This window comes from Enterobacter sp. DVT3837 (assembly GCF_056238685.1).
This window is the reverse complement of sequence record NZ_JBWDLA010000001.1, coordinates 1543493-1567429: the sequence shown is the minus strand read 5'-3', so window position 1 is coordinate 1567429 and position 23937 is coordinate 1543493. Positions and strand designations below refer to the sequence as shown.

The 23937-nt window shown below is 54.5% G+C and carries 38 protein-coding genes; 5 read left to right on the top strand and 33 right to left on the bottom strand.

The window, feature by feature from the left end:
* Positions 1-5: 5 nt before the first annotated feature.
* Positions 6-494 carry a phage tail protein gene (locus AC0XWG_RS07645; RefSeq protein WP_023307196.1) on the top strand — a complete coding sequence of 163 codons (489 nt, stop codon included), beginning with the start codon at positions 6-8 and terminating at the stop codon, positions 492-494.
* A gap of 7 nt (positions 495-501) precedes the next feature.
* Here the strand turns inward: AC0XWG_RS07645 and AC0XWG_RS07640 are convergent, their stop codons facing one another.
* Positions 502-1071 (bottom strand): recombinase family protein, encoded by a 570-nt coding sequence (locus AC0XWG_RS07640; RefSeq protein ID WP_163219479.1) that lies wholly within the window; start codon positions 1069-1071, stop codon positions 502-504.
* 201 nt (positions 1072-1272) lie between these two features.
* Between AC0XWG_RS07640 and AC0XWG_RS07635 the strand changes: the two genes are divergently transcribed.
* A complete protein-coding gene (locus AC0XWG_RS07635; protein ID WP_475680512.1) occupies positions 1273-1662 on the top strand; it encodes a tail fiber protein in 390 nt (129 codons plus the stop codon).
* Positions 1662-2261: a tail fiber assembly protein gene (locus tag AC0XWG_RS07630; protein WP_268047046.1), complete on the top strand. Its 600-nt coding sequence runs from the start codon at positions 1662-1664 to the stop codon at positions 2259-2261. The genes AC0XWG_RS07635 and AC0XWG_RS07630 overlap by 1 nt, the downstream gene beginning before the upstream one ends.
* On the opposite strand, the gene AC0XWG_RS07625 is transcribed toward AC0XWG_RS07630, so the two are convergent.
* The 17 genes from AC0XWG_RS07625 to AC0XWG_RS07545 form a co-directional block, all read right to left on the bottom strand.
* On the bottom strand, positions 2233-2661 hold the full coding sequence (locus AC0XWG_RS07625) for a tail fiber assembly protein (RefSeq protein WP_411911200.1): 429 nt from the start codon (positions 2659-2661) through the stop codon (positions 2233-2235). The two genes, AC0XWG_RS07630 and AC0XWG_RS07625, sit on opposite strands and share 29 nt — an antisense overlap.
* 2 nt (positions 2662-2663) lie before the next feature.
* A complete protein-coding gene (locus AC0XWG_RS07620; RefSeq protein WP_475680511.1) occupies positions 2664-3875 on the bottom strand; it encodes a phage tail protein in 1212 nt (403 codons plus the stop codon).
* Positions 3865-4479 carry a phage tail protein I gene (locus AC0XWG_RS07615; RefSeq protein ID WP_268047038.1) on the bottom strand — a complete coding sequence of 205 codons (615 nt, stop codon included), beginning with the start codon at positions 4477-4479 and terminating at the stop codon, positions 3865-3867. Before AC0XWG_RS07615 ends, AC0XWG_RS07620 begins: the two co-directional genes overlap by 11 nt.
* Positions 4472-5368, bottom strand: a complete 897-nt coding sequence (locus AC0XWG_RS07610; RefSeq protein ID WP_268047037.1) for a baseplate assembly protein — start codon at positions 5366-5368, stop codon at positions 4472-4474. The genes AC0XWG_RS07615 and AC0XWG_RS07610 overlap by 8 nt, the downstream gene beginning before the upstream one ends.
* Positions 5355-5723: a GPW/gp25 family protein gene (locus tag AC0XWG_RS07605; RefSeq protein ID WP_010835080.1), complete on the bottom strand. Its 369-nt coding sequence runs from the start codon at positions 5721-5723 to the stop codon at positions 5355-5357. Before AC0XWG_RS07605 ends, AC0XWG_RS07610 begins: the two co-directional genes overlap by 14 nt.
* Complete coding sequence (locus AC0XWG_RS07600; protein ID WP_268047036.1) at positions 5720-6304, bottom strand: phage baseplate assembly protein V; 585 nt, start codon at positions 6302-6304, stop codon at positions 5720-5722. Before AC0XWG_RS07600 ends, AC0XWG_RS07605 begins: the two co-directional genes overlap by 4 nt.
* Positions 6304-6945 (bottom strand): phage virion morphogenesis protein, encoded by a 642-nt coding sequence (locus tag AC0XWG_RS07595; RefSeq protein ID WP_475680510.1) that lies wholly within the window; start codon positions 6943-6945, stop codon positions 6304-6306. Before AC0XWG_RS07595 ends, AC0XWG_RS07600 begins: the two co-directional genes overlap by 1 nt.
* Entirely contained in the window at positions 6942-7391 is a 450-nt protein-coding gene (locus AC0XWG_RS07590) for a phage tail protein (protein WP_032646275.1), read from the bottom strand. Before AC0XWG_RS07590 ends, AC0XWG_RS07595 begins: the two co-directional genes overlap by 4 nt.
* The gene (gene lysC / locus AC0XWG_RS07585) at positions 7388-7579 is read right to left on the bottom strand and encodes an Rz1-like lysis system protein LysC (RefSeq protein WP_423776951.1); all 192 of its coding nucleotides are present in this window, start codon (positions 7577-7579) and stop codon (positions 7388-7390) included. The genes AC0XWG_RS07590 and lysC overlap by 4 nt, the downstream gene beginning before the upstream one ends.
* Positions 7533-7928, bottom strand: a complete 396-nt coding sequence (locus tag AC0XWG_RS07580) for a DUF2570 domain-containing protein (protein WP_268047034.1) — start codon at positions 7926-7928, stop codon at positions 7533-7535. The genes lysC and AC0XWG_RS07580 overlap by 47 nt, the downstream gene beginning before the upstream one ends.
* Positions 7925-8476, bottom strand: coding sequence for a lysozyme (locus AC0XWG_RS07575; protein ID WP_063928784.1), 552 nt, complete (start codon positions 8474-8476; stop codon positions 7925-7927). Before AC0XWG_RS07575 ends, AC0XWG_RS07580 begins: the two co-directional genes overlap by 4 nt.
* The gene (locus tag AC0XWG_RS07570; RefSeq protein WP_000420349.1) at positions 8473-8754 is read right to left on the bottom strand and encodes a hypothetical protein; all 282 of its coding nucleotides are present in this window, start codon (positions 8752-8754) and stop codon (positions 8473-8475) included. The genes AC0XWG_RS07575 and AC0XWG_RS07570 overlap by 4 nt, the downstream gene beginning before the upstream one ends.
* Complete coding sequence (locus AC0XWG_RS07565) at positions 8745-8945, bottom strand: tail protein X (RefSeq protein WP_000864915.1); 201 nt, start codon at positions 8943-8945, stop codon at positions 8745-8747. Before AC0XWG_RS07565 ends, AC0XWG_RS07570 begins: the two co-directional genes overlap by 10 nt.
* Positions 8945-9442, bottom strand: coding sequence for a head completion/stabilization protein (locus AC0XWG_RS07560; RefSeq protein WP_023305074.1), 498 nt, complete (start codon positions 9440-9442; stop codon positions 8945-8947). The genes AC0XWG_RS07565 and AC0XWG_RS07560 overlap by 1 nt, the downstream gene beginning before the upstream one ends.
* Before the next feature lie 103 nt (positions 9443-9545).
* Entirely contained in the window at positions 9546-10409 is an 864-nt protein-coding gene (gene gpM, locus AC0XWG_RS07555; RefSeq protein WP_010835072.1) for a phage terminase small subunit, read from the bottom strand.
* Between the two features lie 46 nt (positions 10410-10455).
* On the bottom strand, positions 10456-11505 hold the full coding sequence (locus AC0XWG_RS07550; RefSeq protein ID WP_023305076.1) for a phage major capsid protein, P2 family: 1050 nt from the start codon (positions 11503-11505) through the stop codon (positions 10456-10458).
* Positions 11506-11528: 23 nt separating this feature from the next.
* The gene (locus tag AC0XWG_RS07545; RefSeq protein ID WP_010835070.1) at positions 11529-12362 is read right to left on the bottom strand and encodes a GPO family capsid scaffolding protein; all 834 of its coding nucleotides are present in this window, start codon (positions 12360-12362) and stop codon (positions 11529-11531) included.
* 160 nt (positions 12363-12522) lie between these two features.
* Between AC0XWG_RS07545 and AC0XWG_RS07540 the strand changes: the two genes are divergently transcribed.
* Both AC0XWG_RS07540 and AC0XWG_RS07535 read left to right on the top strand, forming a co-directional pair.
* A complete protein-coding gene (locus tag AC0XWG_RS07540; protein WP_008500365.1) occupies positions 12523-14244 on the top strand; it encodes a terminase large subunit domain-containing protein in 1722 nt (573 codons plus the stop codon).
* Positions 14245-14246: 2 nt separating this feature from the next.
* Positions 14247-15299 carry a phage portal protein gene (locus AC0XWG_RS07535; protein WP_268047033.1) on the top strand — a complete coding sequence of 351 codons (1053 nt, stop codon included), beginning with the start codon at positions 14247-14249 and terminating at the stop codon, positions 15297-15299.
* A gap of 391 nt (positions 15300-15690) precedes the next feature.
* Here AC0XWG_RS07535 and AC0XWG_RS07530 read toward each other — a convergent pair whose 3' ends face one another.
* From AC0XWG_RS07530 to AC0XWG_RS07460, 15 genes are all read right to left on the bottom strand, one after another.
* On the bottom strand, positions 15691-16386 hold the full coding sequence (locus AC0XWG_RS07530; RefSeq protein WP_202714701.1) for a DNA adenine methylase: 696 nt from the start codon (positions 16384-16386) through the stop codon (positions 15691-15693).
* A 102-nt stretch (positions 16387-16488) separates the two neighbouring features.
* Positions 16489-16704 carry a hypothetical protein gene (locus AC0XWG_RS07525; RefSeq protein ID WP_252064137.1) on the bottom strand — a complete coding sequence of 72 codons (216 nt, stop codon included), beginning with the start codon at positions 16702-16704 and terminating at the stop codon, positions 16489-16491.
* Positions 16701-19358: a replication endonuclease gene (locus AC0XWG_RS07520; protein ID WP_475680509.1), complete on the bottom strand. Its 2658-nt coding sequence runs from the start codon at positions 19356-19358 to the stop codon at positions 16701-16703. The genes AC0XWG_RS07525 and AC0XWG_RS07520 overlap by 4 nt, the downstream gene beginning before the upstream one ends.
* Entirely contained in the window at positions 19351-20271 is a 921-nt protein-coding gene (locus tag AC0XWG_RS07515; RefSeq protein ID WP_255800318.1) for a DNA cytosine methyltransferase, read from the bottom strand. Before AC0XWG_RS07515 ends, AC0XWG_RS07520 begins: the two co-directional genes overlap by 8 nt.
* A gap of 10 nt (positions 20272-20281) precedes the next feature.
* A complete protein-coding gene (locus tag AC0XWG_RS07510; protein WP_016155221.1) occupies positions 20282-20455 on the bottom strand; it encodes a hypothetical protein in 174 nt (57 codons plus the stop codon).
* Positions 20452-20658, bottom strand: a complete 207-nt coding sequence (locus AC0XWG_RS07505; protein WP_255800317.1) for a hypothetical protein — start codon at positions 20656-20658, stop codon at positions 20452-20454. The genes AC0XWG_RS07510 and AC0XWG_RS07505 overlap by 4 nt, the downstream gene beginning before the upstream one ends.
* On the bottom strand, positions 20658-21623 hold the full coding sequence (locus tag AC0XWG_RS07500) for a DNA adenine methylase (protein WP_255800316.1): 966 nt from the start codon (positions 21621-21623) through the stop codon (positions 20658-20660). Before AC0XWG_RS07500 ends, AC0XWG_RS07505 begins: the two co-directional genes overlap by 1 nt.
* Complete coding sequence (locus tag AC0XWG_RS07495) at positions 21620-21847, bottom strand: ParE family toxin-like protein (RefSeq protein ID WP_023305083.1); 228 nt, start codon at positions 21845-21847, stop codon at positions 21620-21622. Before AC0XWG_RS07495 ends, AC0XWG_RS07500 begins: the two co-directional genes overlap by 4 nt.
* Before the next feature lie 8 nt (positions 21848-21855).
* Positions 21856-22407, bottom strand: a complete 552-nt coding sequence (locus AC0XWG_RS07490; protein WP_171845583.1) for a 3'-5' exonuclease — start codon at positions 22405-22407, stop codon at positions 21856-21858.
* Complete coding sequence (locus AC0XWG_RS07485) at positions 22407-22628, bottom strand: hypothetical protein (protein WP_255800315.1); 222 nt, start codon at positions 22626-22628, stop codon at positions 22407-22409. The genes AC0XWG_RS07490 and AC0XWG_RS07485 overlap by 1 nt, the downstream gene beginning before the upstream one ends.
* Before the next feature lie 67 nt (positions 22629-22695).
* Complete coding sequence (locus tag AC0XWG_RS07480) at positions 22696-22968, bottom strand: hypothetical protein (RefSeq protein WP_023305085.1); 273 nt, start codon at positions 22966-22968, stop codon at positions 22696-22698.
* Between the two features lie 17 nt (positions 22969-22985).
* Positions 22986-23213, bottom strand: a complete 228-nt coding sequence (locus AC0XWG_RS07475; protein ID WP_255800314.1) for a phage filamentation protein Fil family protein — start codon at positions 23211-23213, stop codon at positions 22986-22988.
* A 12-nt stretch (positions 23214-23225) separates the two neighbouring features.
* Positions 23226-23399, bottom strand: coding sequence for a hypothetical protein (locus tag AC0XWG_RS07470; protein WP_255800313.1), 174 nt, complete (start codon positions 23397-23399; stop codon positions 23226-23228).
* Positions 23389-23604, bottom strand: coding sequence for a hypothetical protein (locus AC0XWG_RS07465; protein WP_000834931.1), 216 nt, complete (start codon positions 23602-23604; stop codon positions 23389-23391). Before AC0XWG_RS07465 ends, AC0XWG_RS07470 begins: the two co-directional genes overlap by 11 nt.
* 26 nt (positions 23605-23630) lie before the next feature.
* Positions 23631-23903: a Cox family DNA-binding protein gene (locus tag AC0XWG_RS07460; protein WP_268047021.1), complete on the bottom strand. Its 273-nt coding sequence runs from the start codon at positions 23901-23903 to the stop codon at positions 23631-23633.
* Positions 23904-23937: the final 34 nt, after the last annotated feature.

Genomic DNA, 23937 nt, shown 5'->3' with positions numbered 1-23937 from the left:
CGATTATGATGATGGTTTTTGGAATGTTCGTTTTTATGCTGCGCACCACCCCTTACCAGCAACTCCAGCACTCGCAGGAGTGGAGGCACGTAAAAAACGAGCGGGTTAACCAGTCAGCTGGCTGGCAGTACATTGGCGCTGGTGATGACAATATAACGCTGTCAGGCGTCCTTTACCCGGAAATCACCGGTGGAAATCTCTCGCTGTCAGCCCTTGAAACTATCGGCTACGCAGGGCGCCCATGGCCCCTTATTGAGGGTACGGGGCGTATTTATGGTATGTACGTTTTAACACGTCTGGAGCGGGGCAAGTCCGAGTTCGACCGATTTGGGAATCCAAAAAAAATCGAATTTACCCTCAGCCTGAGCCGTGTCGATGCGGATTACAGGGAGAAGCTGCAAAGCTCGACCGTCAGCGATGCCCTGGCCGGGTTAAAGACGAGTGCAAATAATGCGATAAACCAGGTGAAAGACTCGCTCAACGGTCTGTTTTAGTGATGCCTTAAGCCCCTTCATGTTCCCTTCTTGCTGAAGGGAACTTTTTATAAAGCGTCGACATTCCGACATCAAAAATAATAGCCACCCGCTGTCGTTTCTCCCCTGCGGCTATCAGTCTTCCCGCCTGTTCCCATTGCTGCTTTGTCAGTTTTGGTCGCCTCCCGCCTATCCTTCCTTCTGCACGAGCTGCAACCAAACCGGCGCGGGTGCGCTCAACGATTAACTCTCTCTCCATTTCTGCCAGCGCCCCCATGACGTGAAAGAAAAAGCGCCCCATAGGTGTTGAGGTATCAATGCTGTCTGTCAGGCTGCGGAAGTTAACACCGCGATTGCGTAGCTCTTCGATCATGGTCACCAGGTGGCGCATGCTCCGCCCGAGACGATCAAGCTTCCAGACAACCAGCGTATCACCCTCCGATAAGGTTCGTAATAAACGCTTAAGCCCCGGCCTCTCCGCTTTTGTGCCGCTTATTTTGTCTTCAAATATTTGTTCACATCCTGCGCTTTCCAGTGCGTTTCTTTGCAGCGCGGTGTTCTGGTCATTTGTTGACACCCTTACATACCCGATCAGCATAAAAATCCCCTTTATTTAGATGCCATAGTCCCTCGCATTGTATCGAGCATCGTCATTTCTGGCTGTACTGCAGGTTAGGTACCGCACCGTCAGAAGTAACCATGTCTTCCGGCAAACGTTGGTTTAGGGGAAGGCTCGCCAGTCATCGGTTCTCCGCTCCCATGGCCTCATTCAAAAATGCCAAATGAGCTATTCCCATCGATGGCTAATATGGTCTTCCTGAAAAGCAATGGCGCGACCTTTTCTGCATCACAATACCCAATGCTGGCATTGGCCTATCCAGCGCTCAGATTGCCTGATTTACGCAGTGAGTTTATTCGTGGATATGACGATGGCCGTGGAGTTAATCCATCACAGGCACTACTTGGTTGGGCTGCTGACGAATTTAAAACCCATAATCATCCCTTCAGGGGATCAGGTGGTGCGACAGGGAACAATACCGTGTTTGGTGTCGAATCCGGTATCAAGGGAATTTATACCAATGGTATTAACCAGCCTGACGGAACGGTTGCCCCAGCATTCCAAGATCCAGGCGGGTCAGAAACTCGCCCGCGCAGCGTGGCATTTAATTACATCGTGAGGGCAGCATAATGTCTCAGGCACAATTAGACAGCGAGCTTATTGCCATAGTGGCAGGTGATATCACCGTATTTAATTATGATGGAAAGACGCGCGAATATTTTTCTTCCTCGGTTGAGTTTTTACCCGTGGGTGTTGGTATTCCCGCCAATTCTTGCGTTGATGCTCCAGGAGAAATCAAGGAAGGTTTTACTGTTTGCAGAACAGAGGATGGCAAAGCCTGGATGGTCGTTGTCGACCATCGCGGCGAGACGGTATACAGCACAACGACAGGTGAGAAAGTTATCATCACCATGCCGGGGGAGTATCCGAAAGATACCACCACGCTGGCACCGGCCACACCATACGATAAGTGGAGCGGTAGCCAGTGGGTGACTGACTTGAAAGCGCTGCACGCTGCGGACGTGATGGCAGCAGAACAGATGAAAACCGCATTATTATCGGAGGCGACGGCAATCATCTCTCCGCTGGCAGATGCTCAGGCTGGAGGTTATATCGACGATGACGATGTGTCACGCCTGGCTGAATGGCAACGATACCGCTACAAACTGACTAAAGTTGATACCAGCACCGCGCCAGGCATTACCCTTCCACCGAAGCCGGGGGTGTAGGCCATTTAATATCTGGGGCGCTGGCCGTATCTATCGGCTCAAGCGCATCCAGATAGTCCAGCCACAGATTGTACTGCGCCAGCTCATCACCCTTTAGTCGACCTATAGCGGCTTTGCCGGGCCACTGTTTTCTGCTGATGTAATCATTTGCATCATTAACCCGCCTGTTTTTCTCGGCTTCAGCTGCTGCCACCTGTTCGGCATGTGTTGGTGGCGGAAGATCAACCCATACGAGATGACCATTAATCACGTCAACCATTTTCCCTGGAATGCTGACTCCATGAAACTCTTTAACTTCCTGTTCCGTAAGTTTGATGGCATCCGTTGGCACCGGGTTATAGGTACCATCTTCCATCCACTGATCAGGAATAAACCCGTTCACTGATTTGCTGTAATACATGATTAATATCCCAATGATATGTAAACACCTGCGCCCGTTGCGGTAGTCACTCCAGGAAGGTTGTTATACACCTGAAATGATGCTCTGTTGTTACCACCACCACCGGCCAAAATTGAGTTTGCACATGCTGCTGACGAGCCCGCGATGGGAATAGTCGCTAAAAAACCATTTGGGTAAGCAAAGCCATAGGTCACTACGATTGAACCTCCAGCCGGGATTGCAGGAACAGGCCCCCATTGCAGTATTAACCCACCGGGCTGATTAGGAATTCTGATGTAACCTGCCGTGTTAAATCCACGGGCAGGGAAATACGAATTTAACCCTGCCGCATCAACAAGTTTTTTTTGCGTGCCAGCGGTAATATCGGCAGCACTTGCGATTTCCCCTAAACCAAGGTTTTGGAGAAACTTCGCCACGTCAGGAATATCCCCGCCGTTTTGGCCTTTCTGCATCGCCCCGGTAATTCGAGCATCATCCCCCGAGGCTACCGTTCCGGCAGTTGTTCCAACATTTCGCGTCGAGCTGTCACCCAGCTCTAAATTCTGCCGTGCTAATGCGGTATTGGGTAAGTCCGACAGGTTGCGATCTTTTGCCAGCCGTGCGCTCCCGTTATCCATCGCAATTTTAACGGCCTTCGGTGTTGCCGCCTGCGATTCGCTGTCACTGGTCACACTGCTGCTGAGCTGCACAAACCCTTTCTCTGTCGTTGACGCATCCGGGTGATTACGTGACTGCTCATGCGCGCGCAGCTGGCTGTCAACATACTGGCGGGTTGCCAGTACAACAGCCGGATCAATCTTCAACGTAACGGCTTCGGTGCTGCTGACAATCAGGATCACGCGAATAACCTGAACGCGCCCGCTCCCCTCCTGCAACTGAGGCTTATAGGTTTCAGCGCAATTGGCAATCGCCACCATATCACCATCTTTATCGAAAAGGCCGATCTCACGAATCCACCACCCGCCGACGTCTTCCGGTATGACCTGTTCCGCAATGATCTGGCTGGCGTTCGCCGGGTCCACCGTCAGCATATTCAGAGGGGCGCGGCGTAACTCATGTACGAGGGCAGTCTGTGCCGGATTCGGTGTAGGCAGTACACCATTGCCATCACCAACGGCCAGCTGGGTAATCTCAACTTTCGTACCCAACGCCGTGGCTTTTGCCAGTTTTGCCGCCCCGATATTGGTCAACAGGGCAAGATATTTAGTCGCCACTTGCGATCTCCACGGTATCAATTAAATGGATTGCTGCGCCGGTGTAGTCACTGCCACCCACAGCGATAGTTTCAGGAAAATAGGGATATACCGTCAGCGTATCGCCCACGTAACACCCCGCCCCTATCTCGATATAACCCTGAGACTGAAGCGAAAGCGAAAGGCCGGTGAGGTGACGGCTTCGGGGTTTTGCATCGTCGATCAGGCGCTCAAGCTCCCGATAAGTTTCCTCGGTGATCCCCTCATCCTGAATGCCGATTTCAAGCCGGAAAGTGCCTGGCTCCTCGCCGTTCTGCCACCACTCAATCACCCTCAGCAAATAGCCGAAAGGTTCAACAACGCGCCTCAACGCCGAAATCGTGCCTTTATGGCGATGGACGAGCCAGGAAGCTTTTATTACCTGCCTCTTGGTCTGCTCAGACCAGCGCTTATCCCAGCGATCAACAGACAGCGCCCAGGCCAGATAGGGTAAAAACTCCACGGGGCATTCATCCGGATTCCAGAGCTTTCGAAGGTCGACAGGAATACTGCTGATCCGCGCCGCCGGTTTCTCCGCATTCCGCATGAAAGTGCTGGCCGAAGGTGGCAGGAGGCTGTTATTCATCCGTTCCTCCTACGCCGATGGTGTGCGAAATACACCGTGCCGCCTGGGTATCATCGATCACGATGTCTTCCTGAGGGTTCAGCAAGACTACACGCTGCACCCCCTGCACATGCAGAGCGGCCATAATGGCCGAACGCGCAACATCGCGACCGATTTTCCCCTGCTCTCCCAGCCATGCCCGCAGTGCATCATCTGCCGCACTCAAAATCGGCTCAGATTCCGGCCCCGGGTAGAGATAAAGCAGAGCGTCAATTTCATAATTCACAATCTCCGCTGACTGGACGGTTAGCCGGTCGGCGACAGGCCGCTTATCATCCGCTGAGAGCGTGTCGTTTACCGTTGCGATCAGCTCGTCGCTCGCCGTGCCATCCCCTTCTGTAGACAGAATGGACACGACGACAACAGCGGGTGAAGGGCTGGTTGCCCTGGCATCTGCAACTTTACCGCTGGCACTCTTCGCAAAATATTCGTATGCCCCGGTAGGGCCAGCAACGCTCAACCCTTCAAAAGCGGATTGCGCACGCAGACGCAGTGCGGTATCGCTTTCCATCTCTGCATCGGTGGTTTCGGTAGCCGGAATGCGAACCAGGCGCTCGGTGTTCAGGTTACCCGCAAGGTTATCAAGATCGGTGGAGACGGAATGGCTCAACATGCAGGCCGCAGCACCCTCATTGATCCGCTGGCGCAGCATTAATTCCCGGTAGGCAATCACCTGCGCCAGTATGGTCAGGGGTTCAGACTCAAGTTTTAACGCAGCGGCAACAGAGGCCTGTTGTTCATCAGGGAAAGCCGCGATCATGACGGCTTTGACATCCGTCAGAATCACTTCAAAATCCAGCACCTCAATAATTTGCGGCGGCGGTAGCTGCGCCAAATCAACTGTTGCCATTGCTGCTTTTCCTGAGTGTTAAGGTTGTCGTCTGCTGTTCCATAGATTCCGTCAGAGCCCCTGACAATCCCGCCTCCACTGCTCCGGATTGCGAATAACGCACATCCACGATGCTCAGCGTGATCCGCGGTTCCCATGTCGCCAGCGCAATAACCACCGCGCTCATCAGCTGCATGCGTGTAACGTCGTTTTGCGGACCATCAATCAGATCAGGGACAAGAGAGCCGTAGTCACGGCGCATGACCCGCGAGCCAATCGGGGTGTTAAGAATGTCACTGGCTGACTGCCACACGTGGGCGGCATCCGTCAGCGTCCCTGTGCCATCAGGATTCATCCCGGTATAGCGCACCGTCATCGCGTGCCCTCCGTCCAGCTTCCGCCACGCTGCACAGCACCATGCCCATGATCATCAACCTGGATACCGTTTGAGATGAACGCACCGCCATTGTGCGTAAAGTCCCCCTGCATTTTGCCGCCTTCCGTAACGGTGAAATTTTTGGTTTTCAGCATCTCGGTACACTCGACCAGCGGCGTTTTCAGCAAGACCTTAACCGACGCCTCAATCGTTGCTGATTTAATACCGCTGACCTGCAAAGCCCCTGCTTCTGCGTCATAGCGAAACTTCGCCCCATCCGGCGCGGTCATGATCATTTCTTTTGCCGATATACCTGGCGCCGGATTGTCGTTGCTGTAAAGACTTCCCCCAATGATCGCGGCGGTAGTGTTACCCCCAAGGCACAGGAACCATACCTGCTCGCCAACAGACGGCGGCACCCAGAAGCTGAAAGCTCCTGCACGCTGTGCATTCCAGCGCAGCCAGGTGGAATCCAGCTCTCCGCTTTTTACCCTTACCCGCCACTTTTCCTCGTCAATCTCCGTCACCGTACCGGTGCGAACGATGTTTTCCAGCAGGCGAATGACTTCAGCCAGGTCCATCAGCTCACCCCCAGAGAATCAATGACCTGCCGGGCAATAGCCATGCGGTCCTCCTTGCTCAGGCCGAGCAACTCACGGCGCGGGTAGCTTGCCATCGCGCCACTGTCGTTTACCCGGTCCCGCAGTCCGTACTGGTGAACGCGGGCAATGCGGGCAGCTGCACCAGAAAAACCAACTACAGCCCCCTCAGAAGTGGCGCTTGCTTTCAGAAAACGAGCTGAGCGCAGTCGGCGAAACATAGGATCGCTTTTCGTGGTATCGCGGCGCGTCTCGCTGGCGTTGAGCTCAAGGTAACGCTCAATATCCGCACGATAGAACGAACGTACGGCACCTTTCCCTTCATCAAATCCGGTCAGCATACGCCCGCGACTTCCACGGGTTGCCCGCCAGTTGCGCAGATGGCGCTCTTCCCCTTCCCAGATAAAGCCGATCTCAGCGCGTGACTTCAGTACGCGACGGCGGCGCTTCGGGTATTTCGTACCATCCGGAGCCGTCTGCTTACCGATGCGCTGGCTCTGGCTTCGACGTATGGCAGTCGCTATTCCGCGCGCTGTACGCAACCGGCGTGCTGGCGCCATTGCGGACAGGATGTCTGCAAAAACCTGATCGAGTTGATGAAACAGCGCTGCATCATCGGTCATGCCAGCTCTCCTCCGCCAAATACCACTTCCCACTCACCGCCATAGATGCGCGGGCGGTCTTCACTCAGGTGCTTCGCGACGGGCTTCCCGTCAACGGTTTCCACCATGACGCGCTCCCAGACCGGCACCTTGAACAGAAGATCGGCCAGGTCGTCGCTGATAATGTCGGCGTCAAACTCAACCTTGCGGTTATTGTCAGGGTTCAGCAGTAAATCCGGCTGATATTGCCAGGCCCAGGCCATGATCGGCAGCATCAGGTCATCAACCGCCCCGGGGAATTCCACGGCGAGAATATTGATGGTGTAGAGGTACATGAAAGACGGTTCGCCGGTCGCTTCAATCCCGATATTGCCTTTTTCCACCCAGACGGTGATTTGCTCCGGGTTGGCCTTACACCAGGTGTTACCGGCTATCAGGGCTTCACGCATCAACTCTGCTTTTTTCACTTTATCCCCCTGGCGATTCGCCGCAGTTCCAGCTCTCTGATACCCGCCTTATCGGCGTTGCATGTGTCCAGCGCATCCAGCAGCGCATCGGACCACGGAGCGAGGCTCCCGTATGTCATTGGTTGTGGCGGTGCTGGCGTTTCAGTTTTTGCCGTCAGGCTTTCCGGTAAAGGTTCCTGAATAATCACCGGCGCCAACTTCGGCGGCTCGCCGGTACAGGCTGTCAGCCACACGGTCAGGCACAGGCACAGCGGCGCATTTATCACCGGCCAGCTCAGTTTTGATATTTTCACGGCGCTTTTCCCCTGTATCGCTACGCTTCTGAGTCAGTGTTTTCAGACCAGCGGCCACTTCGTTCACGTCGTTACGTAACGCCCTGACCTCGGCCAGCACATCACCGGTTTGCTTAAGCTTCTGGTTGGCTTCTCCAAGGGCCGTCTCTGCGGCCTCTCGCTTACTGCTCTCCAGCGTCAGCCTGACGCCTGCGATGACCAGCAGAAGGGAAATAAAAACGGTAAACACACCCAGCGCTTTCATTTCGCCCCCTTCAGCTCAGGCTCTGAGAGGCACCAGTCCCGAAACTCTTCCCGGCGCTTTACCAGCCCCGGCAGGCGTTTTCCGCCGGAGTTGACAAAGTCTGTGAGTCGCTCGCAAACACCCTGCCAGTTACCATCCTGCGCATTGCGCCAGATTGTTGTTCTGACCTTCTGGCCCTTTTTGTTGGTGTACCAGCCAAGACCACCACAACCGACGTTAAATGCGCCGTCAGTCAGCGCTTCGAAAACCCGTTGTGGTGCAGCGGCGCCATTAAACTCGCGGTTTACGCATTTCTCAGCACGAAACAGGTCATTCACCCATCGCTCGGCTATCTCGCGCTCGGCGTATTCGCGGTTCTGCACGTTGCTGGTCGACCCCATGCCTACGGTCAGCACACCTGCCGGGCAGTAATACGGCGTCTTTCGGCAATCCTCGTATTTCGCCATCTTCAGCTGCGCTTCAGGACTTGTGCGCAGCGTCTGCGGCCAGAGTGCCGCTGCGAGAGAGACAATCGCCGCAACAGAACAGGCAATAATTCCTCTTTTCATCGCGGTGACTCCCTGATAGTCCGGATTAACTCCTTCACGTCCTGCCGGTTCTCGGTATCGTCCCGAATCGCATCGATCAATTCATTCAGCAGAACATTATTGGTTTCATGGATGCGGGACATCCGGCGGCGATGGAGCTCACCCAGCACGGCAACCACGATCCCGGTGAGCGCAGCAATGAAAGCCAGCCAGTCCTTCTGCGTCATCATGCCGACGCCCGTCAGCAGCATCGACCAAAGGTACACCGTCCAGTTCCAGAGGCGGTTTATCAGCTCCATAATTGAACAGTCTCCTTTGTCGCAGAGGTGTCGACGTCAGGCAGCTCAACTTCCTGCCCGGCATCAAGGAAGATCTGACCGGCCAGCGCATGATTCGCAGCCAGTACGATCTCGGTCACGCCCTGGGTGATGCCGTAGTGACGCTGACACAACAAATCCACTGTATCGCCCTGCAATGCCTTCACTTTCATCAGAACGCCTCCGCAGAGTTACGGACCACGCCCTGAATATCCGAGATAGCCCAGCGCGCATCACGCCAGTGATCATTCGCCTGGGTTGCGAGTGCGGCGGCGCGCTTCTCGCCCGCGTCACCCGTGGTGTCAACATCGCGGAAAGTCTCGATCAGAAGGGCCCGCGAGATGCTGTAAACTGCGCGGCGCCAGCGATATACCTTTACGCTCTCGTCGTTAATCACCATGGCCGGTACGGCGGCCAAACTGGCATATCCGGCCCCAATCTGTTCAGCCTGCCATTGCTTCAGCTGATCAGCTGTGTGGGCTACGGCTTCAATGACCACCTGCTTTAAACGCGAAGTGGTAACCGCACCGGTGATCCGCATCTCCTTACGGACGTTGCTCAGCACTATCTCGGGCCAGAACTCCCCGGCGGTGACTTTCTCTCCGCCGTCATCCACGTCCGGCACATCCTCCGCAGAGGAGGTAACTGTGCGAGGGGCCACAAGGCTCATCGTGTAGTCTCCAGAAAAGGTTGGCGGTGAGCGGACGGAGAAAAGCTAACGCGATGCGTTGCAGATTTCCGCCCGCGCCGCCAGCGCACGGGGCGCAAGTCGGTTATTTTTTATCGGCGGTGGGCTTTTTCGTCGTTGTTTTGCGGGCCGCCGTTTTACGTGTTGTGCTTCCGGGGTTGTTTTTGGTGGCTGGCTTTTTGGCAGCTGGCACCGTCACTTCCGGCGTTGCTGCAGCCTGATTATTGCCCCCTTCGCCCCCGCTCTGGTCTGCACCCTCACTGCCTGATGCATTTTCCGCAGAGGCTTTTTTTACCTGCCTGGCAAGCTTATCGATCAGCTTTTTCACCCCGGCGCCGGAGTCGAGGTTCAGCGCGCGACGCAACAACTCCAGCGCAGTCGCCTGTTCATCCGCAGTACCGTTGCATAATGCAAAAGCGCGGGCTTTATACAGCTTGGCCCGAACGACGTCTGGCATGTCGCTGTTTTCAGTGATCTCCTGGACCTCATCGAGCACCGCCAGATATGGCTTAACATCAGTGCTGTCATCCGCCTTGACCTGCACCAGAATGGGATCGCAAATCTCATCGACCAGCGCTGTCGCTGCCGTGCGGTTAAACCGGTCTGGCATTGCCAGGTTGTGCGCGATGACATACCGTCCGATGCGCACGGCCAGCGGATAATCCCGAATATCAATCGCCCAAATCATCAGGCGCGTGATCACTTCATCCTGTCGCCCGCTGTCTCCCTCCAGCGTTCCTTCAATCCACCCCTCGTAATTGGGTAGCAGCTGGCGTTTAAGCGCGGCTTTTGCCTGTTCGCCCTGAATTTTCTTCAGCGCACTCATATCCATACGCATGCGGTGCAGAATTTGCTCGTGCGCAGTACGCGCCGTTTCTGACAGATCGTCTGCCTTGCCATGGCGTTCAGCCATGACGCGTTGAAAATGTCGTTGTGCCGGTGTCAGCATTGTTTCTTCCCCGATGAACGGCGGGCCGAAGCCCGCCAGTGTGCGGTTATGCGCCGCCTGCCGGCGCCTCGGCAAAGGTAATGCCGTCAATGAATGCGACGTTGCCGTAGTCCTCGATCACAAAGTCATCATTCGATGACTGATAGGTCGCAATACGGTTGTATTCCGGCTCTTCCTTGATCGTCCGGCGCATTCCACCACGCTGGTAGTACACGGAAAGGTTTTTAAACGGCGTGATCAGTACGCCATTGACCGGGAAGTACGGCGCGATAAAGGTCGGCATGTTGCCGACACGCTCCTGCGCGACAATCAGCTGACCGGCCAGCATTTCGGTGTTCGGGTTGGTCTGGCTCATGGCGTTAATCGCCGGGAAGTTGCCGGTAGTCAGCAGGTCGCCCGCCAGGATCACCACGTTGTCAGGATTACGTTTGTGCCATTCATCCATCAGGCTGTTTTTGGCGTCGTACACCGCCGCGCCCAGGTTGCCGTAAGTCCCTTTCGCAATAACCTTGTTATCTTCATCACGGGATGTGATCGTGACGCCGGAAATCACGCGGTGTGAGGCTTCGGTACGGATTTTCTCCAGCCAGCCAATACCGCAATCCTGCAACAGCGGGTTAGCCGCGCGGTCTGATGGATCGCTGTATTTGGTGCCGTTGAAACCAATCATGATGCGGTCAAGTGACATCTGGCGAGCCATCGCCTTGCTGATCAGGGGCTGGAATTCCGGCATATGCGCCCAGGCATCAAGCTGTTCATAGCTGATCCCGTAGTCGTAGTTGACCTTGCGGCACATATAATCAAACGGCTCCATTGAATGGTTAGCCCCTGGATTACGACGGTTGGTGGTGCTGTTGTTAACGCCAGCCATCGGGCCTTTGCTGCCAATCAGCACTTTCTGACCAATCTGCTGATTAACGCCAAATACGTTAATTTTGCTCAGGAAAGAATCACTCTCCTGTGCGGCCTGCTCCATGCGCTGCTGGCGCGCAGGGTCTACCGCAAATTTCGCAGCGACTGCCGCAGTCGATACGCCGTTTAAGCGCGCCTGTTGCGCGATGTACTGATCAAACAGCTGGCGGGTATTGTTTTCCATGTTCTCTGCTCTCGTAGTGGATATCAGTAATCAGCCAGCTGCGCGTTGGCGCCGCCGTTCGCAGGTGGTCGCTGACTGAAGGAAGCTTCAGTGCTCACCAGCTTCTGGCGCAGCTCTGCAAGCTCAGTGGTCAGCTTCTGGATAGCGGCCTTGTCCTCCTGGCGCTCCTGTTCTGCGGCACTGAAGCGATCAATTTGCTCAGATTGCGATTGCGCCACGGCCTCAACGACCTGATGCATCTGACTGAAGCGCTGATCGTCCGTTTTCTGACCTTTGCCAATAATGCTCATCACGCGATTAAACCACTTAGCACCTTCATCGCTGCGCTGGGCAGTCAGCTCGATCACCTCTGCTTCAAGCGCTTCGGTGAACATCGGCGCCTCGCCCTGCTGGTTATTGAAGGCCATCACCGATGCACGCTGCTGTGAGGCAAATTTAAGACGCTCAGTGCCCAGGCTCGCCGGGGTATCGGTCATTGCCAGCCCGACAACATAGGCTTTGCCGTTGAGGGCAAACTGCGGATGCAGCTCAATACTGGAATAGACTTTTTGCCCTTTGTCGGTCATCTGCACCATGCGCTCGGATGGTTCGATTTCGGCATAAAGCGCGGTGCGCCCCGCCAGTGCACCTTCGGTGATGTCTTCAGTGCTGAGGGCTACCACATCCCCCATCGCCCCAAAATCGCTATTCGGGAACATAGAGAGATAGTGCTCAATGTTGACCCGCGCGCCATACACCTCAGGGTTGTAATTTGCTGCTGCATCGCGAAGGTGCTGCGGTTGAATTTCGCGCCCGTCAACGGTATTTCCGGAGACGGCCACGCGAAACTTCTTACGTGGTTTTGCTGTGCCTGCCATGTTCGTTTACTCGCTTGTTTTCTGAGTTCCCGGAGATGATGGCAGGGGGACGCATCCCCCCTCAACGCGTTGTTGTTGTGAGCGGAGCACTACAACCTAAAGCGAGCGCAAGGGTACGCGCGCGCGGGTTAATCTCCCCGGCAGGAAGCGAGGAGGATTAATGGCGATTGAAGAAGCATTCATCATGCAGCGTGCACGACAGCTTTACTGGCAGGGCTACCCGCCAGCAGAGATCGCGCGCCTGATGGGGATCAACCAGAACACGGTTTACTCATGGAAAAAGCGAGATGAATGGGACGCCACACCGCCGATCCAGCGTGTGACAACCTCCATTGATGCCAGGCTAATTCAGCTCACTGGCAAAGACAAAAAGACCGGCGGTGATTTCAAAGAGATTGACCTGCTCACCCGTCAGCTGAAAAAGCTGGATAACGGCACAGCGGCCACCCAGCCGAAGAAAAAGATCCGCAAAAAGCAAAACTATTTCTCAGAGTCGCAGATTGCCGCGCTGCGGGAGAACATTCTCGGCTCTCTGCACTGGCACCAGAAAGGGTGGTATGACAATCACCACTGGCGCAACCGCATGATCCTGAAAAGCCGTCAGGTTGGCGCGACGTGGTATTTCGCACGTGAAGCTCTGGTGCGCGCCCTGTCTGAGGATGTGAAATATAAGCATCAGCGCAACCAAATCTTTTTATCGGCAAGCCGCCGCCAGGCGTACCAGTTTCGTAGTTTCATTCGCTCGGCCGCCGAAGAAGTTGACGTGGAGCTCAAGGGCGGCGACATGATTCAGCTGTTCAACGGCGCCGAGCTGCATTTTCTTGGCACGTCAGCGGCTACCGCTCAGTCATACACGGGCAACCTGTATTTCGACGAATTCTTTTGGGTAGGCCAGTTTGCCAACCTGAAAAAAGTCGCGGGCGCCATGGCAACGCTAAAAGGCCTAACGCGTACCTATTTTTCCACCCCTTCAGCCGAAAGCCATGAGGCTTATCCATTCTGGACAGGTGAAGCATTTAATAAAGGTCGCAGCCATGGCAAGCGCATTGAGTTTGATACATCCTGGAAAACGCTTAACAGCGGCCTGATGTGCCCGGACAAGATCTGGAGGCAGATTGTCACGTTGCAGGATGCTATCGACCATGGATGGGATCTGACTGATATCGACGAAATCCGGGAAGAGAACAGCCCGGAGGAATACGACAACCTGTACGGATGCCAGTTCATCAAAAGCGGTGAAAGCGCCTTTGACTATAACAGGCTACTGGCATGCGGCGCTGATGGTTATGACGACTGGCCCGACTGGCGGCCATATGCGGCCCGCCCCATGGCTGATCGTCCCGTCTGGATTGGCTATGACCCGAACGGCGCCAGCGGCAAGGGGGACAGTGGAGCCATATCCGTTAACGCTGTGCCGATGGTGCCCGGCGGCAAGTTCCGCACGATTGAGACACTACGCATACGAGGGATGGAGTTCGAAGAGCAGGCCAATCTCATTATCGGCATGCTCACCCGGTACAACGTGCAGCACATTGGGATCGATGGCACCGGTATTGGTGAAGCGGTTTATCAGCTGGTTAAAAAGCATTTCCCGGCAGCGGTTTGTTACCAGTTCTCACCGTCCAGCAAGCGAATGCTCGTGCTGAAGATGCAACAGCTGATTCGTGGCGGGCGCTGGGAGTTTGATCGTGGTGAGCTTGACCTGGTTGGTGCATTCAACTCTGTCCGCAAGATCGTTACCCCTGGCGGCGTTGTCACTTACGACACGGACCGCTCTCGCGGCGTCAGTCATGGCGATCTCGCATGGGCGACGATGCTTGCCACCATTAACGAACCGCTGGGACAAGAAGGCGGCAGCAGTATGACAGTTACGGAGTATTAACCTTGAGCAAACAAAGACCCACACGCGGCAGGAAGTATGCCAGGGAGCAGGCAGATCTCGCCGCCTCACTGAAAGCGTCACCGGAGCTGAACTCATTCACCTTCGACGGCCCATGGCCGGTGAGTGGTGCCAGCGACCTGCTTGATAACATGTATTGCGCAGACAACGGGCGATACTACGAAACCCCTATTGACTGGTATGGCCTCGCCCGTCAGTTTGGCTATGCGAGCTGGCACCAGTCGGCGCTTTATTTCAAGCGCAATGTCCTTGCCGGATGCTTTATCCCGCACAAACTTCTTTCCCGCCAGGTGTTCTCCGCCTTCGCACTGGACTGGTTTGTCTTCGGGAATGGCTATCTTGAGATGCGAAAAAACCGGCTTGGTGGTTCCTTTGGCTTTCGTCACTCGCTGGCGAAATACACACGCCGTGGTTCTGACCTGGACACTTACTGGTTTATTCAGGCCGGGCTACAGGATCACATGTTTTCAATGGGCTCGGTATGCCACGTTCTCAGCCCGGATATTCACCAGGAAATATACGGCATGCCTGAGTATTTCGCTGGCCTGCTGTCTGCAAACCTGGCCCATTCTGCTGACAAGTTCAGAAAGCTCTACTACGACAACGGCTCGCACGCTGGCTGCATCGTCTACGTTAACAGCGCGATGGCCGACCAGGAGAGCCTTGATAAGCTCAAAAAGACGCTGACGGATACCCGGCGCGGCGGGGCGTTTAAGAACATCCTTCTGCACGCACCTAACGGCGGCAAAGACTCAGTGCAAATACTGCCATTCAGCCAGATATCGGCTAAGGATGAGTTTGTGGGGGTGAAGTCTTCCACCCGCGATGACATGCTGGCAGCGCACCGGGTGCCGCCGCAGCTGATGGGAGCCATTCCGGAAGGGAACGGTTCATTCGGTGATATTGAGAAAGCGGCTCGCGTGTTCGCCGTCAACGAGCTGACACCCTGCATGGAGGCCATGAAGCATGTTAACGACTGGCTGGGTGAGGAGGTGATTCGCTTCAACCCTTACGCATTGCTTGAACCCACGAAGTGATCTCCTGGCCGCATCGTCATTTCTGGCGGTGCGGTACCACCCGCAGCACCATCATTTCCGGCCATATCGGCCACTCGCGAAACACAAATAAACCACACCCCCTACCAGACGCAACCAGCGGGCTTCTGGTGCGACTTCTCTCGCGCTGCCGCTTCGCTCAACCATCAACATGAGCGCCCGACAGGCGGCGAATGGCGGAGGATATGCCCCCCTTCCTGACCCCCTTTGCGCGCGCTTGCTCCCCCGCCTCGCCTGCGCGCTAAACCGACCTCTTTTTGTGCACTTTGTGCAGGCCGCCCAGGCCCCGCCAGCGCTGGGGCGGCATGGAAAAAAAGTTGTTTCAAAAATTGTGCAGATTTGTGCAACTTTTTGCATCCGCGCGGCCCCATTTTTACACCTGATCAACCTCGCCGAGCGCCACCATGATCGCCAGGCGCTCGGCAGGCGGTAACGCTGCAAATTTTTCCTTCCAGCGCTGCGCTTTTCGCTTAATTCGATAGCGATCATTGTAATTTTTACCTGCAAAAGTATGCGAATAAGCGCGCCCCTCCTGGTAGTTCATCCAGATTTTCTCCGTCCTCACCCCGCCGCGTGTCATTGCCTGAAACTCTTTGCTGCGCCAGCCCACTAACGTTTCGTCATAAAGCTGCGACGGATAGCCAGAAAGGATCACGCTGACGTTCTCCGGCAGACTCATCAGGCAGGCTAACAGACGCTCATGATCCGCAACGGTATATTCATGACGGTACCGGGCGCGGCTGGTGCGCGTTTCTGGCAGATAGGGAGGATCGGAATAGACCAGCACGCGGCCATGTCGAGTAAAGTCCTCTCTTTCCAGAAAACCTACAGCATCACCGTGATACAGGTTCAACAGAGGCGGAGTTTCCCCCACCTCTGACCAGCGATTTCGGGTTAACTTAAAAGCAGTTTCATCTACATCAATTCCAATCGTCCTGGCTGCGAGTGGCTTGTAAAACATTACCGCACCACTGCCCAGGTGCGTTTCAATGTAGGTATCATGCGGAGGCATTTCAGCAATAATCTTTTGATAAACCCCACTCGCCGCTTTACTTCCCAGATAGCTCATAACTTTCTTGCTCCAAAAAACAAACCTGCAGCACCGCCGGAAATGACGGCGCTCGATAGAATGGCCAGCACAGCCAAAAGTGACCATGGCAGACCAGCGCCCTCACAGCTTCATCAGGTTTTTGATCACAATCCTGGTGATAAGGCTGTTGTTCTGCTTAGCTTTTTCCAGGATATAAGCGCAATGCTGGTCTTTAAGCTCATCTGGATTGACACATTGCCCCGCCCCATGCTCAACGGTTACCGATCCATTGCCGTTATAAACAATGCGCCCTTCTGCGTCGTACCCTTCGAAGTAGCTGATATAACTTGATTTCATTTTCGCTCCTTAGCATCAATCCCGGCTTTTCGCTTAGCCGCCTTCTTCCAGCGCGTGACCAGGTCACACACCGCCATGTATTCAGACGTCGGTTTATCTTTCTCACCGGCACGCCATGCCTTCACTTCCTGCAACCGGCCATTGCTCATGGCGATCAGTCCGCCGCCGTGGCGAACGCGGGCACCGCCAGCAATCGACCTCACAACGTCATCGCTGACGAAAATCCTGCAACTACGCAGCTGCGCGCCGATGCTGGCGATGGTTTCCTGGCTGGCTCCGTCTTGTTTCGCAGCCTCTCTTTTCTGTACCTGCCGCAGTGCCGCTTCGGCTTTTTTCTTCTGATACTCCGCAACAGCTGCGGCATAGTTATCCGCACGCCGCTCCGCTTCAGTCCGCAGCTGTTGCCGCCAGCGCTGTTCTGCCTCTTCTGGTGTCAGGCTCATATCTTTCGCAGCGACCACTTTTGGCCCCCACGCCAACGCAGTTTCATCATCAACAGACGTGCGCAGGCCGCGCGCGGTACGCTCGAAGGCATGATCTGAGCTTTCGCGGCCAAAGTTTTTCAGTCTGCTGGTGATTTCCTGCCGCTGCTGGCGTGAATATCGCCGCAAATCTTCGATATTCAGCGGAAGTTCTGTCATCTGACTGTCCGGGTGATCAATACCGACATGCATCGTCGTTTTTGACGGTGTGGTACCAGCTGGCACCGCCACTTTTAACGGTGGTTTTTCGTCCGTTCCGGAGCGCCCCGTACAGTTATTGACAGAACTCCGAGGGGCCGCTGCGCGGCCTTCTAAGGTCAAAATCTCGACCGGCGACGGCTTACGCTTCGGCACAATCTTGTAATCGGTGGTGCGGGTGAAAATGACTGATTCGCTGCCCGTATAAGGGCAATAAACGCCAGTAATTTTGGCGACCGTGTCACCATAATCATTGCCGTTTTCGGTGAATTCATAGTTAAGCCGAACGCGCAGGCAATCGCGCGCGACAAATGGCCCGCCCTGAGCGTTGGTATATCCCGGCCAGTCTGGCGCATCGGCTGCGGCGCGTGCCGCTTCCAGCTCCGGATGCAATACCAGCTCGCGGTCACCTAACCGGCGCAGCTCCCGCCAGGTGGTCACCGGCGCGCCGCCAATCTGCTGAAACTGGCGGATATTCCAGCGTGAAGCCCAGGCACGCACGCGCTTTGCCATATCCCTGACTGGCTGGCCTGACTCAAGATCAAGCTCACCATCCATGCCGTAGCCGTCGATATTTTTGGAAATGTATTTGGCGATATAGCCCGTCGCCGAGCCAAATTGCTCGTCGATTGGCTTAACGGTAAAGCGGTGCTCCTGCGCCCCCGGCTCCTGTCCGTCTTCTCTCATGGCATGCTTACGGAAAATGGCTGTTGCATACTCCACTTCCTCAGGACGGAGGAAGAGCAACAGGTGCCAGTGAGGGGTTCCATCGTGGTGAGGCTCTGCAACACGAAAACCAAATGTACGAATACCTTCGCGACTCCATTTGGCTCTGACGCGCGCCCAGACTTTGCAAAGGTATTTTTGCGTCTGGCGCGGGCTGACGTGCTGGTACTTATCGTTTCGTCTGCCAGACTGGACATGTGTTGAGTGGTAACGCGACGGCGCTGTCAGCGTGTAGAACATGCCAACCAGCCCCATTTCATTCGCCATATCCTCAAAGCCGCGCATGCGCACCATCAGCTCATGTCGCGCGATCTTCGGGTTGGAAACACTACCCATCACCTTATCCAGTAATGAGCTGCGCTCGCCGGTGTCCTGGTCTTCCAGCTCCATCGCCTGAAGGAATTCGAAGTTCGCTTTTTTCTGCGCAACCCATTCCCTGAAGCAGGGATCAGAGCAATATGGTGAAGCCACTTTGCTGACATAGCCGGTCGCGATCATAAGATGCTCGCGCCAGCAGTCATGGATGCGGCGGATTTTGTTAAGCCACCATTTTTCGGAATGAAGTCTGCCAGCGGCACGCAGTGCCTCGTCGGCGTCCAACTCTTCATCGCAATAGCGCACCCACCCTGGGATCGCGATATTGAGCGTCGCCGCTTTGCTCGCTATAGCCCCGTATGCGTAAATCGACGAAAACTCGAGATCGGATGTTTGTTCATACTGAAAATCAAACTCGCGCATAAACTCGCTTTTCATCAGATTCGCAAGCTTATACGCCAGTCTTTTCAGGCGCTTTTTGTCCGCCCACGGCAACAGGTGAAATTCATCACGCAACGGAAGAAGAAGCGCCGGGAGCGTACTTTGTGGGAGATATTGCGCGTTAACCGCATCAACACGGCGTAAAACGTGCCGCTCAAACGTACCGAACAGCCAGCGCACGACGTCTTTTGGCTTGCTTCGTTCGAGGTTTTCAAGGTGCTGCGAGAAGCGCTTACGGATAAACGCCGGGAGCGTTTGCACCCGGCGGCGGAGGTAGTTAGCGCGGCCATTGCGATCAAATGCCTCACGCGCACCACCCTCGCGCGGGCGCAATGGTGCGCGGTAGACCGTATCAACCAGATCGCCATAAGCGAGCGCCCTGCGCTCGCCGTTCGGTGTCAGATACTCAATGGCTGAGCTTTCGGTTTTATGAGGGTTGATGGCCTGCCGTTTGGTATTCCATTCCCATGCTAACGCGGCGAGATCAGACATAACTCACCGTCGCCATATAAGCACTTATGAATGCCGCCGCCGCTTCGATGTTGATGGCGTTTCCGTAGGTGCGCAATCTTCCCACTCTGGCGGGAACCCCATTAACCAAAGGCTTAAGGCCGGGTTTAACTGGCCTCCACTTTCCATCTCTGCAAAAGAGCCAGTCAGAAGCTCCCCAGAAGCCGTTAACCGCGCCGGGCCTGCTATCTGTGCTACCACATCCAGCGTGTCCGTTGACAGCTTCCCATTCCTCACTCTGCCCCCCCGATAACCGCCCTTTCCATCCCTCGCCGCAGGGGTGGGCCAGCCCGCAAGACAAGCAAAGTCCTGTAAGTTCGATTGGCGCCCAGCCAGCTTCCTGGCGATCACCTTCTCGGCATCCTGATAAGCGTTCTTCGTATTGCTTGCTGTTGGTGTCGGCCAGCCAGTAAGTGCGCTCCCGGATGTGCGGCGCACCGACGCCCGCAGACGGAAACGCCGACGCCCCGAAGGCATAGCCCAAACTTTCCATGTCAGTTTGTACAAGGTCGATCCAGTCTTCAGCATCTTTACTTGAAGACTGTTCGCCAAATACCACGACAGGGCGGCACTGGCCGATAAGCCAATGTGTGGAGGGCCATAAGTGCCGCTCGTCAGCAAACCCAAGTCCTTTGCCTGCCGCGCTGAAAGGTTGGCAAGGGCATGACGCTGTCCATGCTGGACGATCATCTGGCCAGCCTGCGCGACGCAATGCGAGTGACCATCCGCCAATTCCGGCGAAGAAATGGCATTGTCTGAAACCTTTGAGATCATTTGGGGTTACATCCTCAATTGAACGTGTATCAACAACACCTGGAGCTATATGGCCGGCGTCGATTAAGTTGCGCAGATGCTGCGCTGCATGAGGGTCGATTTCGTTGTAATAAGCCGTCATCGCGCACCACCTACACCGTCACGGTGTCGCCGGGCTTAACCTGCCGGGCGTCTTTTTCGGTATCACGGATAATGGTCGTGCTGCTGTACCTGCCCCAGCTCAACACCTCCACCTCAACGATCCAGAAATGGCGGTATGGGCGAACGTCGAGCACGCGAGTGATCACTGCATCAACTGTATTCATCGGGTGGCGCCCTCCCGAATCTCTTCGATTGAATCAAGCAGCAATCGACGGCGGGTATGTTCGGCAAAGTGGCGTTTGCCGGTGTCTTTCCGGTAGCACTCTGTTTTACCGACTACCCACATGGATTCCGTCTGATGCAGCTTCTTGCGCTGTGGGCCGTCTTTGGTGATAACGATGCCCGTATGAGTCTTTTTGATGGTCATCAGAAAGGCTCCTGCGTTTCACAGCCCTTGGCAGGGTCGAAGCCTAAAAACATCTCGCCGTAAGTCGCATTCCCCATTACCGGCCCACAATCCGGACAGCAACCACCGCCAGCACGATCGCAGCCATCACACACGCGAAGAACGCCAATAACCTCGCCAGCCATATCGCGGCTTTTGGCGCTCACAGAGCGGCGGACACTCAGGGAGTGAAGATTGAAGGCGGAATAAATTTCGCGAGTTTCAGGCGTGTCGCTGTTTGAGATGATCGAGAGGGTGGCGTACTGACGGTTAACAGCCACAAGAGCCGCTACCAGTGCGCGATGATCATCCAGGGTAAATGGTTTGCCGTAGGCGGTGAAATTGGCGGTGTCGCTCGCAGGGATGTAGGGCGGGTCACAATAAATCACCGCGTCATGCGCGAGTTGCATAACGTCAGGGATAGATTGGCGGAAATCACTATGGACAAAGACTGCTTTTGTGTCGCTGGCCTTTTCGGCGAATAAGCGCATTTCCGCTTCTGGAAAGTAAGGCTCGGCATACTTACCGAATGGAACGTTGAATTCGCCCTTCTGGTTAACGCGATACAGACCGTTATAGCCATGGCGATTCAGGTACAGGAAATACGCGGCATAAAGCATTGCAGCGTCCGGATTAGAGTCAGCCTGGCGGGCCAGTGAATTGAACTCTGTGCGCCGTCTGTAGTATTCCTCCGCACTGTTTCCGCCTTTGAAAGCCCATCGGCAGGCGGCAATAGCGTCTTCTTTGCGGCCGGTTAATTGTCGGAAAAAATTAATCAGCGCGATATTGCTGTCACAGAGAACATAGCGGCGGTAATCCGTGTTCATAAACACTGTTCCGCTACCCACAAACGGCTCAATCAGACAATCCGCTTTCGGCAAATGCTTAAGCAGCTGCGGCATAACGCGGGTTTTTCCTCCCGCCCATTTAATTGGCGATCTGATCATTTGCGAAATTCCTGGTTGTAGGTTTCATGGGTCATGAGTCGCCACTGAGCGCCGCCGTTCTTGCTAAGCAAGCGCCAGCGACGGCCAATACGGATCACGAGATAGGCGTGCGGTTTGATGCGGGTGAAGTTGCGCTGACCACGTGAAAAACATTTCAGGGCTGCGGCGGCCCTGAGGAATACATGCAATGGCGCACTGCAAGCTATTGAAAGACGCGGATGCATGGCAGACCTCACAGGGACTCAAAGTGAGGACTGGTCAGGCGCTGCCAGACCTCGCAAACCTGCTCCGCCCGATATACCGCATCGGTCAGCATGTAGGTTGCCGTCGAGCGGCGCGGGTGCGGCGTATATCCGGTGATACCGGCGATGTGGATCAACGTAGAGAGATGTCGAATTTCGAAAGGCGGCAGAAGCTGATCTGGGATGCCATAGCGGGAGAGAGCATGAGCCAGCGTAGCCACATCAGCTGAATTGCTCGCAGACCAGCAATAGAGTTTTTCGTGTTTTGATGCGGTGGTATTGATAAACCGACAGGCGGACTGTATGGCGTCAATCTCGCTGCAAGTTGCACTGATAACCTCAGCGCGCTGTGCGTTGTCTCCCTTCATGAGCTGCAAAACAGCTTCAGGATAAATGCCCCCTACTGTCCTGATATTTATGGCGCGATAGAATTGAGGACCAATCTGACCTGTCGAGGGCTCGAAGAAAACACACTCAATAGCAAAAATTGGCGAGTCTGGCGCTTTTCCCAGCGCGCGAATATCTAACATGAAGTTATTCATTATTTGTTATCCTCGTTAATGGTTAATTCGCGGCTTGCGATCCACCGCTCGACTGATGAATAAATCTCTTCTGGTGTGGCGCTTTCCTTTTTCAGCTGGCTGACAAAAATACGAAGCAACCCCAAAATGTGGGCGCGCTCGTGCTTTCGTGCGTTGGTGCTTATCTCTACAAACTCCGGATCACTTATTTCGCCATCCAGCTTTATTGACTTAACCGACATGCAACCTCCTGAAAAAGGCAAAACGAATCCCCGGCAAAATAAATGCCGTTAATTTAAGCCTGCTTAATTAGTGGTTAGGGCGAGGTTTTCTTTTAACCTGTTTAAACAACCTTTCGTGCCAGTAATAAAGAAAATCAATAAAGGTCATTCGCGCACGCTCGTGATTGCCTCGGATTGTTTTCTCCAGCCCGTAAATAATCAAATCAATAGACGGGCTATCTGGCGCAACGATAATGCGATTTCCGTTTTTCAAAATTACGGTAAAACCCTGCTCCGCATTTTCTACCGCCTCTCGGATCAGCATTTCCCGTTCCCACGATGTTTTCTCTTCAGTAAACATGTAAGCCCCTTTTTTTGTTACAAGAGTTTTTTAAATGCTCTTGCCAGGGTAGCCAGCACACCTTTATTTATCTTTTTTGTATAAATAAAAGGTTTGTTCATTTCCTTAACAAAACGAACCTTATTAGGTTCCGGCTTAAAGAAACGCCCGTCCGGGCATTCAATCCAGCCCCGCGTATTACGGTAGTGCGTAACCTGACAACCATTTTTCAGGAGGCTTGCAAGTGATGGGATCTCTTCGTTCATATCGTATACCTGTTAAAGTTGCCCGCGTGCTTTGCGCTCTACTTCTTCCCGGCGCGCTTTAAATTCTGATAAGGCTTTTTCTCTTTTCTGCCTAACTTTCTTGCAGTGCAACCTGATTAAAAACTGAATCAGGCTTATTACTGCGATTGAGAAAATTAAGAGCCCAACAATCATTTCAAGCTTCATATTTTTCACCACGCTTTAATCTATCAATGGTCACCATTGCCTCTGCAAAGGCAAAATCAATACCGAAATAGCAGCCGCCGTGCGTAATCTGATATCGCTGGCGGCTGTATGGTTTTTTGCGTGGGAGTTTCAGAATGGTAAAGCCACGGTAAAGGCTGGTTTTACTATTCAGCTGCGTCACCGCTCCGCCAAATCCACTTTTCATGTTCCCCCTCCCTGAAGCGGTTAGCATTAAAGCCCCATCCACAACAACCAGGCATCACGCTGTTCTACCGGGCGGTTGTAATACGCCTCACGCACAGCACGATTGAACTCAGGGATGTAAACCCAGCGCTCACCCGCGCGTGCGTTCGGTTTGGTTGGGTCGCGCAGTTCAATCACTGGCAGCTTTCGGGCTTTGATCATTTCTTCTACTGCGGTCTTAGGTTTGCCGATCAGCTCGGCGAACTTCTCTACGTGGACAGCATCAAGTGGGTACTTGATTGCGTGGTCTTGAGCTTCCATAACACCTCCGAATAGTTGCCGGGCAACCCAGCCC

Coding starts and splice junctions, on each gene's coding strand:
- AC0XWG_RS07470 (WP_255800313.1), bottom strand. CDS start 23,399: ATGAAGCTTGAAATGATTGTTGGGCTCTTAATTTTCTCAATCGCAGTA.
- AC0XWG_RS07525 (WP_252064137.1), bottom strand. CDS start 16,704: ATGAAATCAAGTTATATCAGCTACTTCGAAGGGTACGACGCAGAAGGG.
- AC0XWG_RS07600 (WP_268047036.1), bottom strand. CDS start 6,304: ATGGACCTGGCTGAAGTCATTCGCCTGCTGGAAAACATCGTTCGCACC.
- AC0XWG_RS07490 (WP_171845583.1), bottom strand. CDS start 22,407: ATGAATAACTTCATGTTAGATATTCGCGCGCTGGGAAAAGCGCCAGAC.
- AC0XWG_RS07510 (WP_016155221.1), bottom strand. CDS start 20,455: ATGAATACAGTTGATGCAGTGATCACTCGCGTGCTCGACGTTCGCCCA.
- AC0XWG_RS07560 (WP_023305074.1), bottom strand. CDS start 9,442: ATGAGCCTTGTGGCCCCTCGCACAGTTACCTCCTCTGCGGAGGATGTG.
- AC0XWG_RS07475 (WP_255800314.1), bottom strand. CDS start 23,213: ATGAACGAAGAGATCCCATCACTTGCAAGCCTCCTGAAAAATGGTTGT.
- AC0XWG_RS07615 (WP_268047038.1), bottom strand. CDS start 4,479: ATGAATAACAGCCTCCTGCCACCTTCGGCCAGCACTTTCATGCGGAAT.
- AC0XWG_RS07630 (WP_268047046.1), top strand. CDS start 1,662: ATGTCTCAGGCACAATTAGACAGCGAGCTTATTGCCATAGTGGCAGGT.
- AC0XWG_RS07460 (WP_268047021.1), bottom strand. CDS start 23,903: ATGGAAGCTCAAGACCACGCAATCAAGTACCCACTTGATGCTGTCCAC.
- AC0XWG_RS07500 (WP_255800316.1), bottom strand. CDS start 21,623: ATGATCAGATCGCCAATTAAATGGGCGGGAGGAAAAACCCGCGTTATG.
- AC0XWG_RS07550 (WP_023305076.1), bottom strand. CDS start 11,505: ATGGAAAACAATACCCGCCAGCTGTTTGATCAGTACATCGCGCAACAG.
- AC0XWG_RS07545 (WP_010835070.1), bottom strand. CDS start 12,362: ATGGCAGGCACAGCAAAACCACGTAAGAAGTTTCGCGTGGCCGTCTCC.
- AC0XWG_RS07635 (WP_475680512.1), top strand. CDS start 1,273: ATGGCTAATATGGTCTTCCTGAAAAGCAATGGCGCGACCTTTTCTGCA.
- AC0XWG_RS07520 (WP_475680509.1), bottom strand. CDS start 19,358: ATGTCTGATCTCGCCGCGTTAGCATGGGAATGGAATACCAAACGGCAG.
- AC0XWG_RS07505 (WP_255800317.1), bottom strand. CDS start 20,658: ATGACCATCAAAAAGACTCATACGGGCATCGTTATCACCAAAGACGGC.
- AC0XWG_RS07495 (WP_023305083.1), bottom strand. CDS start 21,847: ATGCATCCGCGTCTTTCAATAGCTTGCAGTGCGCCATTGCATGTATTC.
- AC0XWG_RS07465 (WP_000834931.1), bottom strand. CDS start 23,604: ATGAAAAGTGGATTTGGCGGAGCGGTGACGCAGCTGAATAGTAAAACC.
- AC0XWG_RS07610 (WP_268047037.1), bottom strand. CDS start 5,368: ATGGCAACAGTTGATTTGGCGCAGCTACCGCCGCCGCAAATTATTGAG.
- AC0XWG_RS07645 (WP_023307196.1), top strand. CDS start 6: ATGATGATGGTTTTTGGAATGTTCGTTTTTATGCTGCGCACCACCCCT.
- AC0XWG_RS07540 (WP_008500365.1), top strand. CDS start 12,523: ATGGCGATTGAAGAAGCATTCATCATGCAGCGTGCACGACAGCTTTAC.
- AC0XWG_RS07515 (WP_255800318.1), bottom strand. CDS start 20,271: ATGACGGCTTATTACAACGAAATCGACCCTCATGCAGCGCAGCATCTG.
- AC0XWG_RS07570 (WP_000420349.1), bottom strand. CDS start 8,754: ATGGAGCTGATAAACCGCCTCTGGAACTGGACGGTGTACCTTTGGTCG.
- AC0XWG_RS07625 (WP_411911200.1), bottom strand. CDS start 2,661: ATGTATTACAGCAAATCAGTGAACGGGTTTATTCCTGATCAGTGGATG.
- gpM (WP_010835072.1), bottom strand. CDS start 10,409: ATGCTGACACCGGCACAACGACATTTTCAACGCGTCATGGCTGAACGC.
- AC0XWG_RS07605 (WP_010835080.1), bottom strand. CDS start 5,723: ATGACGGTGCGCTATACCGGGATGAATCCTGATGGCACAGGGACGCTG.
- AC0XWG_RS07595 (WP_475680510.1), bottom strand. CDS start 6,945: ATGACCGATGATGCAGCGCTGTTTCATCAACTCGATCAGGTTTTTGCA.
- AC0XWG_RS07575 (WP_063928784.1), bottom strand. CDS start 8,476: ATGAAAAGAGGAATTATTGCCTGTTCTGTTGCGGCGATTGTCTCTCTC.
- AC0XWG_RS07530 (WP_202714701.1), bottom strand. CDS start 16,386: ATGAGCTATCTGGGAAGTAAAGCGGCGAGTGGGGTTTATCAAAAGATT.
- AC0XWG_RS07640 (WP_163219479.1), bottom strand. CDS start 1,071: ATGCTGATCGGGTATGTAAGGGTGTCAACAAATGACCAGAACACCGCG.
- AC0XWG_RS07485 (WP_255800315.1), bottom strand. CDS start 22,628: ATGTCGGTTAAGTCAATAAAGCTGGATGGCGAAATAAGTGATCCGGAG.
- AC0XWG_RS07480 (WP_023305085.1), bottom strand. CDS start 22,968: ATGTTTACTGAAGAGAAAACATCGTGGGAACGGGAAATGCTGATCCGA.
- AC0XWG_RS07580 (WP_268047034.1), bottom strand. CDS start 7,928: ATGAAAGCGCTGGGTGTGTTTACCGTTTTTATTTCCCTTCTGCTGGTC.
- AC0XWG_RS07565 (WP_000864915.1), bottom strand. CDS start 8,945: ATGAAAGTGAAGGCATTGCAGGGCGATACAGTGGATTTGTTGTGTCAG.